Genomic DNA, 11,607 nt, shown 5'->3' with positions numbered 1-11,607 from the left:
CATGCGGGCCATGATACTGGCAGCAGGGCGTGGGGCGCGTATGCGTCCGCTGACCGATCACACGCCAAAACCGTTACTGCAAGTGGGTGGCAAGCCTTTGATCGTCTGGCATATTGAGCGCCTGGCACAGGCTGGCATCAGCGAGCTGGTGATTAATCATGCTTACCTGGGCCAGCAAATCGAGCAGGCGCTTGGTAATGGTAGCCAGTGGCAGGTACATATCCGGTATAGTGCCGAGCAAACCGCGCTGGAGACAGCAGGCGGCATTGCCAAAGCGTTGCCGTTGCTGGGCGACCAGCCTTTTCTGGTGGTGAATGGCGATGTGTTTACCGATATTGACTACGCTTGTACCCATTTGCCAGCCGGTAAGCTGGCGCACCTGGTCATGGTCGATAACCCTGAGCAACATGCTGAAGGCGATTTTGCATTACAGGATGGGTTGGTTAAACAAGCGACGAGTAACCGGCTGACCTTTTCTGGTATCGGCGTTTATCATCCACACTTGTTCGAACCTGTTCTTAGCGGTGAAGCCGCTAAATTAGCGCCACTATTAATCTCTGCCATGCAGCAGGGGTTGGTCAGCGGGCAGCACCACACTGGCATATGGCATGATATAGGCACGCCGCAGCGATTAGAGCAACTCGATCAATGCTTAAAAACCAGATAACCTACAAAAAATAAGCTAAAACAGATTGGCTTTGATAAAGGGGAGGAAACAATGAAGCCGCCTTATGAACATAAAACAGACAAAATAGCCCACCAGGCCTTGATGTGGATAGAACGCCTGGGGCTGGGTTTAGTGACCATCGCGACTTTTTTCTCGCTGGCGCATGAGTTGGCGCGGATGTGGCAGGCGGGCATGGTCGGGCTGGGGGATCTGTTACAGCTGTTTTTATATCTGGAAGTCTTTTCCATGATCAACAGCTATTTTGGTACCGGCAAACTGCCAATGCGTTACCCGATTTATATTGCCATGGTAGCGTTGGCGCGCTACTTGTTGCTGGATATGAAAGAAATGACCGAGACACACATGCTCGCGGTGTCTGCAGCAATCCTGGTGCTGGCTATTTCAGTACTGGTGATGCGATTCGGACATTCGCGCTACCCGTATGATGATATCCCGGAGCAAAAGCGCGACCTGTTATAAAAGATGCTGCGGCTTATGCTGCGGCCAGCTCATCTGCAATCAACGTGACCTGGTTGCGGCCTTTGGCTTTGGAGGTATATAAAGCCTGGTCAGCACGATTCAAAAAGCTTTCCGCGGTTTCCCCTGCCTGATAGGCAGTCACCCCTAATGAAATAGTGATATTTGAAATCAGTTTGCTGGTGACATTGTTTTTAATGCTGATATTCGCCACATGCCGGCGGATAGTTTCTGCCACTTCCCTGGCGGTTTCCAGTGGTGTGTGTGGTAATAGCAGCACAAACTCTTCACCGCCGTAGCGCGCCGCGGTGTAAAGATCTCCTGAAACAGTTTTCATGATCCTGGCGACCGCTTGAATAACCTTGTCGCCAAATAAATGCCCATAGCTGTCGTTCACACGTTTGAAAAAATCAATGTCACCGATAATCAGGCAGGTATCTTCAAAATCAGATGCCGATTCCAGGCTATGCTTCAATGTCACATCAAAGCCCCTGCGATTCATCAATCCGGTGAGCCCGTCTGAAATGGCCTCCTGCTTGGCTTTTATAATTTCATTTTTTAAATCAGTGATTTCGTGCAGGCTGGTAGTGAGCTGATGCTGCAATGTCTGCATCGATTGCTGGATGTTGGCAGTTTCTGAAAGCAGGCCCACCATGTGACGGGAGACTTCACCATCCAGTTGCTGAAGCTCTCCAGACCATGCGTCCAGGGTTTTGCTAAAGTGTGAAGTGTCCTGCCCGGCTTTTTCGGTAGAAGCACTGATATCTGAGACCACATGATTAAAACGGTCAACAATATCCTGTGCGCTATCTGCATCCAGGCTGGCGATATGTTTGTTGAACAGCTGAGCAGTGCTTTTCTCGTTGAGTTTTTTTTCTTTTTCAATCAGCGAGTTAACCTCATCTATCAGGTGCGCGTGTTCGCCTGAAGAATATTCGTACCAGACTGCATAGCTGACCGGATGAAAAGCAGCATCCTGCATAGACATATGCTGGATCGCTTGCCGCAGGTATTCTGCACTTTTTTCTTTAGTGATTTCGTATTGCATCGTGCCTCATGTGCGATGTTAAAATTTATCGCAGATTATTTTTGTGATGACTATTTATTAACAACCTAATGGTCATAACGGTTGTGTGCAGTATTTTTTGAGGGTGGGAAATGATAATTTTTATAAATTATTTTTATGAATAATTATTTATTCCCGCTAATGTTTTTTCTTGCCGAAATAGTGTCTATGGATAAAAATGATTTGATGCAACTGGTCACGCTTAAAATGCCGTATGGAAAATACAAGGATAGATTGATTGCCGATTTACCTGGGCATTACCTCAACTGGTTTGCACGAGAGGGTTTTCCTAAGGGCGAACTAGGGCGTTTGTTACAGTTGATGCAGGAAATTGATCACAATGGCCTGAAAGACTTATTGCTGCCTTTGCGTCAGCAGGCAGGTGCAAAGCGATGATCAGGCGACTTTGGATGGGGCTAGGTTTCATGGTGATTTCCACGCTCACGAACGCTGAAGAACCTTGGCAGTCTGCTGAGTATTTGCAACAGGCGTTTACCGAGATCGCTTTGCATAATGAATACACACCAGGCGAACAACCGGTGCGCAAATGGCAGCAGCCAATCAAGGTGTGGCTCGAACATCATAGCGACCAGTCAGAACAACATGCGCTTCTCGCCAAATATCACTTCAAGCACCTCGCTAAGATCACCGGACATCCCATCAGTTTTGCCAGTTCGCGCCAGGATGCCAACTTTATCGTGGTGTTTTCGCATCTGCAATTGTGGCGTAATGATATCGCCCTGGTCAGTGGCGACCTGTTCACCAAACCACCGGAGGATGCCGTTTGTGTATTTGGTTTGGGCCTGGACCCAAAAAAAGCCATTACCAGAGCATGGGTGGTGATCCCCGTCGATTATGCGCAAGAACACCGACAGCTGCTATCTTGCATTGTTGAGGAGACAACGCAGGCAATGGGCCTGCCTAGCGATTCAGACAAAGTCTTTCCCTCGATATTCAACGACCATACTCCGGAATCGTTATTGACCGGCCTCGATGCCTTATTGCTGAAAATACTATACCAGCCTAGCATCAAGCCAGGCATGCGTGCTGCTCAAGTCAAGCCAATACTGGCTAACATCCTGCACAAATGGCAGGCCGATGGCACAATTCTGGAGGCCGAGAAAAATGTCAGGCAATCCGAGCTGTATGAAATGATGGGTTTCTAAAGCCAGTTCAACCTTGAACCATTCCTGCAATTTGCGCACCAAATAAGCTAAAATACCTAACCATTCAGGATTTCCTTTGAGTTTTTCCATGCGCGAATTTTCCCTGCAAGAGTTTACCCGTCGCCGACAGCAATTGATGTCTACTATGCAGGCGGGTATAGCAGTGATCCCAACTGCGCCGGAGGTGACACGTAATCGTGACAGTCATTATCCTTTTCGTTTTGACAGCTATTTTTATTACCTGACCGGATTTAAAGAGCCCGAGGCCGTTTTGGTGCTCATCGCAGGAGCAGAAAACAAAAGCATTCTGTTTTGCCGCGACAAGGATATTGAGCGCGAAATCTGGGATGGTTTCCGGCATGGTCCCGAGGCCGCCAAAACTGAATTTGGTTTTGATGAAGCTTATTCAATCACTCAGTTGGATGAAGTATTACCAACACTGCTGGCTAATCAACCGGCGCTTTTTTACAGACTGGGTACAGATGCCGGTTGGGATACTAAGGTCACTGGCTGGTTGAATGCAGTGCGCGCACAAACCCGCACTGGCATACAGGCACCCGCAAAAGTTGTTGATGTGCGCCAATATATCGATGCCTTGAGGCTGGTTAAATCTCCCTGGGAAATCGATCTGATGCGGCGTTCAGCAGAGATTGCCGCCAGCGCGCACAATCGTGCCATGCAAATGGTAAAGCCGGGTAAGTGGGAATATGAAGTTGAAGCGGAATTCCTGCACGAGTTTTACCGGCAGGGTGCCCAAGCGCCTGCGTATACCAGCATTGTTGCAGGCGGTGCCAACGCTTGTACCCTGCATTACAACGCCAATAATGCCGAACTGAAAGGCAATGATTTACTATTGATAGATGCCGGTTGTGAGCTCGAAGGCTATGCTTCGGATATCACAAGGACTTTCCCTGTAAACGGTCGCTTCAGCGGGCCGCAAAAGGATTTGTACGAACTGGTGCTGGCAGCGCAGGCAGCTGCAATCGCGAGTGTCAGTCCGCAACATCACTGGAATGCGCCGCATGAAGCTGCGCTGGATGTGCTGGTAGATGGCTTCATCCATTATGGACTCTGCCATGGAAGCCATGATGAAGTGCTGGAAAATGGCAGTTATCGCCAGTTTTATATGCACAGAACCGGTCACTGGCTGGGACTGGATGTCCATGATGCCGGTGAATATAAAACACCCGGTGGAGACTGGGTAATGCTGCAGCCTGGCAATGTGCTGACAGTGGAACCCGGATGCTATGTGCGTCCGGCAGACAATGTGCCTGCCCATTTCTGGAATATCGGTATCCGCATTGAGGATGATGTATTAGTCACGGAAAACAGTTATGAAGTCCTCACGTCCGCGGCGGTCAAATCAATCAGCGACATCGAAAACCTGATGCATGACAGTGATAAGATGACAAGAAAGCAACTGGTTTGAAGCACACTGTTAATCATCCGGTGGTGATAGGTGGCGGGCCGGTAGGGCTGGTGCTGGCTTTATCGCTGCAGCAATCTGGTGTACCGGTCACGGTGCTGGAGGCGCAACAGCAGGGCGCCATGTATGGTGATGGCCGCGCACTGGCATTGTCATACGGGACCCGGCAAGTGCTCGAACGCCTGGGTGTCTGGAATGCATTGGCGTCAAAAGTGACTGCCATTGAAACCATCCATGTGTCGCAGAAAAAAGGGTTTGGACGCGCTTTGCTCAGCGCTAAGGAACACCAGTTACCAGCACTGGGTTATGTCGTTTCTTACGGTGCCTTGATGCAGGCGCTGGATGCACGACTGTCTGAATCTTCTACAAGCCTTGAGGTTCAATATCAGGTACCGGTACAACAACTTCATGTTAACGCCGCCGCTGCCGAAATCACTTTTCAAAATACCACTGAAGCTTCGCAGAGTCATGACGTATTCACAACGCCACTCGCCATCATTGCCGATGGTGGAAGAAGCCTTGAAGCGATTCCCGGCCTGGTCAGGGAGACCAAACACTACGGGCACGACGCTTTGGTCGGTATGGTCGAAACCGAACTGCCGCACCATAATATTGCTTACGAACGATTCACTCCTTATGGGCCCATTGCGCTGCTGCCGAATGGTGAGCAGTTTTCTCTGGTCTGGACCGGTGAGCAGGCTTACATAGATCAGATCTGTGCACTGGATGATGCTGCTTTCTTACAGGCGCTGCACCAGGCTTTTGGCGATCGCGTCGGCAAATTTTTGCATATCGGTAAACGCGGCAGGTTTCCACTCAAATTAAGTAAGCTGGAACAGACCTTCCAGGCGCATTGTGTCGTCATCGGCAACGCGGCGCAAACCATGCATCCGGTCGCCGGTCAGGGCTTTAATGTCGGCATTCGCGATGCGATGGCGCTGGCTGAAAATATCGCGGCCAGCTCTGCGTCAGAGTGGGGAGCGACGCACAGACTCACCGAATATCACCAGTCGCGTGCACGCGATACCGGACGCGGATTGCTGTTCACCGACTTTCTGGTCAATGTGTTTTCCAATGACCTGATCGGCGTCGGGCTATTGCGCGGTGCAGGGTTAGGTGCGCTCAGTATGCTGCCTTTCGCGCGTCGCTTTCTGGTGAATAAAATGAGTTATGGCAGTGAGTAAATCTAAGCTCATAACCGATGTGGTGATTGTGGGCGCTGGCCTGGTGGGCCTGACTGCGGCTATTGCTTTATCCAGGCTGGGTAAACATGTGGTGTTGAGCGATGCCCAGGCGTTACCCGAATTTCCGCAAGGCTGGATTGATAATATCGCGCAATGGGATGCCCGCATTTATGCCTTAACCAATGAAACGGTGCACTGGTTGACTGAGATTGGGGTGTGGTCACATATGCCAGCCGGCCGCATAACCCCCCTCACTGCGATGCATTTGTGGTCACCGACAGATGTACATGCGACTCCCAGCCTCACGCTGGATGCCGCAGATGCGTATTTGCAGCAAATGGGTTGTATCGTTGAAAGCCAGGCATTGGTGTATGCCTGCTGGCAAGCCCTGGCGGATACAGAAGTGACTGTAATCACTGACGCCCCGGCGCAAGCACTGCAATATTCCGGTCATCAAGTGCAGTTAACATTGCCGCAGCATGATATTGAAGCAAAGTTGCTGCTTGGCGCTGATGGCGCCCATTCCTGGGTGCGGGCGCAATGCGGCGTCAATGCCAGTACGGTGGATTTCGCGCAGACAGCTTTGGTGACTAATTACCAGGCCGGAAAGCCTCATGGCAATATCGCCCGTCAATGGTTTGGTGCGCATGAAACATTGGCGTTACTGCCTATGCCACAACAGCAGGTTTCGCTGGTGTGGGCATTACCAAAAGACCAAGCCAGTGCAAAGCAGACACTGTCGCCAGAAGTGTTGGCTGCTGAAGTTGGGCATCGTTGCGGATATGCTTTAGGTGAGTTGACACCGCATGGCGCTATTTTAGGATTCCCGTTGGTACAGAAAACAGCTGATCAGATAGCATTGCCGGGTGTCTTACTGTTAGGCGATGCCGCGCACCAGGTACATCCTATGGCCGGGCAAGGCGTGAATCTGGGTTTTCAGGATGTACAGGCACTGAGTCGTGAGCTAGGCAAGCTGCCAGCGTTACGCCCGATAGGGGACGCAGGTTTTTTGCGGCACGTGATGCGAGCCAGGCAACTGGATATCTTGAAGATGCATACGCTTACGCGCGGTTTGGATAAACTGTTTTCCCGGCCTGAACCGGCATGGACACATGCGGCTATCCTGGGCTTACGCGGGGTTGAAAACAGTGCTATGCTAAAACGTTTTTTAATTCGCACAGCCACACAAAGTTAGTGTTGTGCATGCTTGAGAAAGAGTGATTAATGAAAAAAAGTATTTGGAGTTCCGCAACTCACTGGATGCGTTTATCTGGTGCATTAAGTGCGGTTTTATTAAGCATCGGTTTATTGGGTAGTGTGACCAGTGTGGCAGATGAGGCTTCCGTCAAAAAAGCGCTTGAAGCGGCCTACCCGAAAATCAAGGTCGATAGCGTGACTAAAACCAGTTATGCCGGCTTGTATGAGATTTTTATGGGCGGGCAGATCATCTATACCGACGAAAAATTCAGCTTCCTGATTGCGGAAGGCCGCCTGGTTGACCCTAAAACTAAAAAAGATATCACCGGTGAGCGCCTGGATGAGCTGACTAAGATTGACTTCAATAGCCTGCCGCTGGATCAGGCAATCAAAGTAGTCAAGGGAAATGGCAGCCGCAAGCTGGTAGTGTTTTCGGACGTGGATTGCCCGTTCTGCAAACGCCTAGAGCAAAATGAGTTGACCAAAATCAATGATGTGACCATCTATACTTTCCTGTATCCGATTGAGCAATTACACCCGGACGCAGCCAATAAATCCCGCAGCATCTGGTGCGCAAGCAACCGTGTAAAAGCCTGGCAAGACTGGATTTTCAATAACAAATTGCCATCTTCTACCGCCAAGTGTGAAGTGCCGCTGGAAAAAGTCGGTGAGCTGGCGCGTAAGATAGGCGTCAACAGTACGCCGACCATGTTCTTTGAAAACGGCAAGCGTATGCTGGGCGCGCAACCTTCTGACGAGATTGAAAAATCTCTGCAGACAGCAAAAAAATAATGACGTGATTTAAAAATGCAAAAGGCCGGAATTTCCGGCCTTTTGTTTTGCTATCTAGTCTCAGCGTCAGTTCGGTCAATAACCGATGATGGTCGATTAAACTTTATATCTAACCACCGCCACTGACCACTTTGCCCATTTTGAAAATAGGCATGTACATGGCGACGACCAGGCCGCCAATCAGTACGCCCAATACCACCATAATTACCGGTTCCATCAAACTGGAAATAGCTGCCACTGCGTCATCAACTTCGCCTTCATAAAAGTCTGCCACTTTAGTCAGCATCCCATCCAGCGAGCCTGATTCTTCCCCGATCGCAGTCATCTGGATCACCATATTCGGGAACACATTGGCATTCTGCATGGACACCGTCAGGCTGGTGCCGGTGCTGACTTCGCTCTGGATTTTTTTAGAGGCGTCATAATAGACTTTATTGCCAGACGCGCCTGCCACGGAATCCAATGCTTCTACCAGCGGGACACCGGCGGCAAACATGGTGGAAAGCGTACGGGCAAAGCGGGCGATGGTGGCTTTACGGATCAGCTCACCAAAGATGGGCAGGCGCAACATAAGCCTGTCCATGGTGGATTGCAGTTTCTCCGAGCGTTTCCAGGTATAAAGGAAATACCATAATCCAAATCCGACGGTGCCAAATATTGCCCACCACCATTTCACAAAAAAGTCGGAAATATTGATCACTACTTTGGTTGGCCCAGGCAGGTCAGCACCAAAACTGCTGAATAGGTCTTTAAAGGCCGGCACCACAAAAATCATGATCACGGCAGTGATGACAAACGCCACCACGATGATTGACACCGGGTAAACCAGTGCGGATTTGATTTTGCTTTTGATCGCCTGGATCTTTTCTTTATAAGTCGCCAGGCGGTCCAGCAAGGCATCCAGAATACCGGCCTGTTCACCGGCAGCAACCAGGTTACAAAACAGGTTGTCAAAATACAGCGGATATTTACGGAAGCCAGCACTCAGGCTGCTGCCGGTTTCAACATCGGCTTTGATATCAGCCAGCAATTTGGCAACCGCCGGGTTATGGTGGCCTTTGCCTACAATATCAAATGCCTGCAATAACGGCACCCCAGCTTTCATCATGGTCGCCAGTTGGCGTGTGAATAAGGTTATGTCTTTATCCGAGACCTTGCCTTTCATCCGTAAAGAACTTTGTTTTTTCACCTTGGTGACGGCAATGCCCTGGCGGCGCAGTGTTGCATTGACCACTGCTTCACCGTTGGCGCGCATTTCGCCTTTGACTACCTTGCCTTTGCGGTCTTTGCCTTCCCACAGGAAAACAGATTGCTTTACATTTGCAGTTGCCATAATTTTCTATCTGAGTGACTCAATAATTGTGCGTTATTCATTGGTAACGGCTTCAACTTCTTCAATAGAAGTCAGGCCCTGCTTTACTTTAAGCAAGCCTGAATCCCGCAAGTCCTTAACACCTTCGCGTTTGGCTTGTACGGCAATATCCATGGCATTGCCGTTAGACATGATAATCCGCGCCATTTCTTCACTGACCGGCATGACCTGGTAAATGCCGACGCGGCCTTTGTAACCATTGTTGCAATGCTCGCAGCCGCCTTCTTTGGCATCATACAATTGCCAGCTGCCATCCAGGTCTGCTTCCTTAAAACCTACACTCACCAGCGCTTCATTCGGTATTTTGGTGGGTACCTTGCAATGCTTGCACAAGCGTCTTGCCAGGCGCTGTGCTGTAATTAACGTCACCGCCGAGGCAATATTGAAGGGGGCAACACCCATATTGACCAAGCGAGATAGTGTTGTCGGTGCATCGTTAGTGTGCAAAGTAGATAACACCATATGCCCGGTGGAAGCCGCTTTCATCGCCATGTCGGCGGTTTCCAGGTCACGAATCTCACCAATCATGATGATGTCCGGGTCTTGGCGTAGAAAAGATTTCAGTGCCGCCGCAAACGTCAGGCCTTGTTTATCATTCACATTGACCTGGTTAATGCCTGCCAGCGGGATTTCTGCCGGATCTTCAGCAGTTGAAATATTTACACCAGGATCATTGAGCAGGTTCAAACAGGTATACAGCGATACGGTTTTACCCGAGCCGGTCGGGCCTGTCACTAGTACCAGGCCGTAAGGCCTTTGAACAGCCTTTAGCAAGGCTTCTTTTTGTTCAGGCTCGTATCCCAATGCTTCAATACCTAGTGTAGCGCTGGTCGGGTCCAGAATCCGCATCACAATTTTTTCGCCATAAATAAGGGGTAAAGTGCTGACGCGGAAATCGATAGAGCGCGTTTTTGATAGCAGCAACTTCATGCGGCCATCTTGCGGAATCCTTTTTTCAGAAATATCCAGGTTGGATATGACTTTAATCCGCGAAGCCAGTTTGTCCTTGATCGCCAGGGGCGGCTGTGCCATATCCCTGAGCACGCCGTCAATACGGAAACGGATGCGGTAAAACTTTTCATAGGGCTCGAAATGCAGGTCGGAGGCGCCCATATTGATGGCATCCATCAATATTTTTTGCAGGAATTTAACGACAGGCGCATCGTCCACTTCCTGCGCGAGTTCAGTTTCCTGTTCTGTTGCGGTATCTTCGAGACCCAGATCAAAGTCATCACCACCGGCACTCAGTGAAGCCATGCTGGTGTCTTTGGACTCTACAATCTTGTCTATCCATTTTCCCAGCTTATCATCCTCCACCACCAAAGGTGATAAGGTGGCGCCCATCTGAAACTGGATAGTGTCCAATGAATGCAGATTGGTCGGGTCAGACACTGCAATATAGGCAATATTACTTTTTTGCTGCAATAACAACACCCGTTGCGATTGCATCAGCTTGATATCTATGGATTTGGCTGGTAATGAATCCTGGTCTAGTGCATCCAAATCAAAGAATGGAAAACCAAAGGCATCAGAAGCCGCTTGTGCAATGTGACGGGAAGAAATTTTTTTCTGGGCGATGATGGCTGCAACAAAACTGATTTTCTGAAGATGCGCTTTTTCCTGCAACTCACCAGCCTCATCTTCACTAATAAGGGCGGATTGCACTAGAGTACGCGCCATTCCACCAAGTTTTTGTGTACTGCCAAGCGTTGCCATAAAGTAATACCAGAGCCCGAGTTAATCCAGTTAATGTATTGATACAACAATACTTTTTACGTGAGTATAAGGGAAATGGCTTGCTTTCAAATCAACGAAAAGACGCACTCTCGTGCAGCATTTATACAAATTTTAACCAGATTTACGTCAATTCGTTAAAAGATGAAAAATTACGCTTGACATTTAAATAAAGCTGAATGTATAAAGCCCTTAAGGCGTTTGCGTTCAGGTTTTTAGTAGCCGTCTTTAAGTAAAGCAAAGCTTGTTTATTGCGACTTAAGTACTTGAGACAAACTTTTGGGGCGCCTCCCTGTATAAGTAAAAAAGTAAGGAAGTAAAATGGCAACAGGTACCGTAAAGTGGTTTAACGATTCTAAGGGTTTTGGTTTCATTACTCCTGATGATGGCGGTGACGATTTGTTCGCGCACTTTTCCGCAATCGTTGAGTCTGGTTACAAAAGCTTAAAAGAAGGCCAGCGTGTCAGTTTTGATTTGACAGAAGGCCCTAAAGGCAAGCAAGCAAGCAATATCCAAAAAGCATAAG

At 49.2% G+C, this 11,607-nt stretch carries 12 protein-coding genes; 9 read left to right on the top strand and 3 right to left on the bottom strand.

Annotated features, from left to right (window positions below):
- Position 1 precedes the first annotated feature (1 nt).
- Entirely contained in the window at positions 2-667 is a 666-nt protein-coding gene (gene murU, locus VK958_RS04730) for an N-acetylmuramate alpha-1-phosphate uridylyltransferase MurU (protein ID WP_325239419.1), read from the top strand.
- Between the two features lie 51 nt (positions 668-718).
- Positions 719-1,147: a phosphate-starvation-inducible protein PsiE gene (locus VK958_RS04725; RefSeq protein ID WP_325239418.1), complete on the top strand. Its 429-nt coding sequence runs from the start codon at positions 719-721 to the stop codon at positions 1,145-1,147.
- A 13-nt stretch (positions 1,148-1,160) separates the two neighbouring features.
- On the opposite strand, the gene VK958_RS04720 is transcribed toward VK958_RS04725, so the two are convergent.
- Complete coding sequence (locus VK958_RS04720; protein WP_325239416.1) at positions 1,161-2,192, bottom strand: GGDEF domain-containing protein; 1,032 nt, start codon at positions 2,190-2,192, stop codon at positions 1,161-1,163.
- 186 nt (positions 2,193-2,378) lie between these two features.
- Between VK958_RS04720 and VK958_RS04715 the strand changes: the two genes are divergently transcribed.
- The 6 genes from VK958_RS04715 to VK958_RS04690 all read left to right on the top strand — a co-directional run bounded on the left by VK958_RS04715 (position 2,379) and on the right by VK958_RS04690 (position 7,975).
- The gene (locus VK958_RS04715; protein ID WP_325239415.1) at positions 2,379-2,606 is read left to right on the top strand and encodes a DUF3820 family protein; all 228 of its coding nucleotides are present in this window, start codon (positions 2,379-2,381) and stop codon (positions 2,604-2,606) included.
- Between the two features lie 14 nt (positions 2,607-2,620).
- Positions 2,621-3,376 (top strand): DUF2927 domain-containing protein, encoded by a 756-nt coding sequence (locus VK958_RS04710; protein ID WP_325239413.1) that lies wholly within the window; start codon positions 2,621-2,623, stop codon positions 3,374-3,376.
- A gap of 88 nt (positions 3,377-3,464) precedes the next feature.
- A complete protein-coding gene (locus tag VK958_RS04705; protein WP_325239411.1) occupies positions 3,465-4,805 on the top strand; it encodes an aminopeptidase P N-terminal domain-containing protein in 1,341 nt (446 codons plus the stop codon).
- Positions 4,802-5,986: an FAD-dependent monooxygenase gene (locus tag VK958_RS04700; protein WP_325239410.1), complete on the top strand. Its 1,185-nt coding sequence runs from the start codon at positions 4,802-4,804 to the stop codon at positions 5,984-5,986. Before VK958_RS04705 ends, VK958_RS04700 begins: the two co-directional genes overlap by 4 nt.
- A complete protein-coding gene (locus tag VK958_RS04695; RefSeq protein WP_414683845.1) occupies positions 5,979-7,181 on the top strand; it encodes an FAD-dependent monooxygenase in 1,203 nt (400 codons plus the stop codon). Before VK958_RS04700 ends, VK958_RS04695 begins: the two co-directional genes overlap by 8 nt.
- A gap of 65 nt (positions 7,182-7,246) precedes the next feature.
- Positions 7,247-7,975, top strand: coding sequence for a DsbC family protein (locus VK958_RS04690; RefSeq protein ID WP_414683849.1), 729 nt, complete (start codon positions 7,247-7,249; stop codon positions 7,973-7,975).
- Positions 7,976-8,084: 109 nt separating this feature from the next.
- Here the strand turns inward: VK958_RS04690 and VK958_RS04685 are convergent, their stop codons facing one another.
- Both VK958_RS04685 and pilB read right to left on the bottom strand, forming a co-directional pair.
- Entirely contained in the window at positions 8,085-9,308 is a 1,224-nt protein-coding gene (locus tag VK958_RS04685) for a type II secretion system F family protein (RefSeq protein WP_325239406.1), read from the bottom strand.
- A gap of 33 nt (positions 9,309-9,341) precedes the next feature.
- Complete coding sequence (gene pilB / locus VK958_RS04680) at positions 9,342-11,063, bottom strand: type IV-A pilus assembly ATPase PilB (protein ID WP_325239404.1); 1,722 nt, start codon at positions 11,061-11,063, stop codon at positions 9,342-9,344.
- Positions 11,064-11,402: 339 nt separating this feature from the next.
- Here pilB and VK958_RS04675 point away from each other — a divergent pair, with 339 nt between their 5' ends.
- Positions 11,403-11,606, top strand: a complete 204-nt coding sequence (locus tag VK958_RS04675) for a cold-shock protein (RefSeq protein WP_015831543.1) — start codon at positions 11,403-11,405, stop codon at positions 11,604-11,606.
- The last annotated feature ends 1 nt before the right edge of the window (position 11,607 follow it).

It is taken from the genome of Methylophilus sp., assembly GCF_035460085.1.
GTDB lineage: Bacteria > Pseudomonadota > Gammaproteobacteria > Burkholderiales > Methylophilaceae > Methylophilus.
This window is presented reverse-complemented; position numbering and strand designations above follow the sequence as displayed.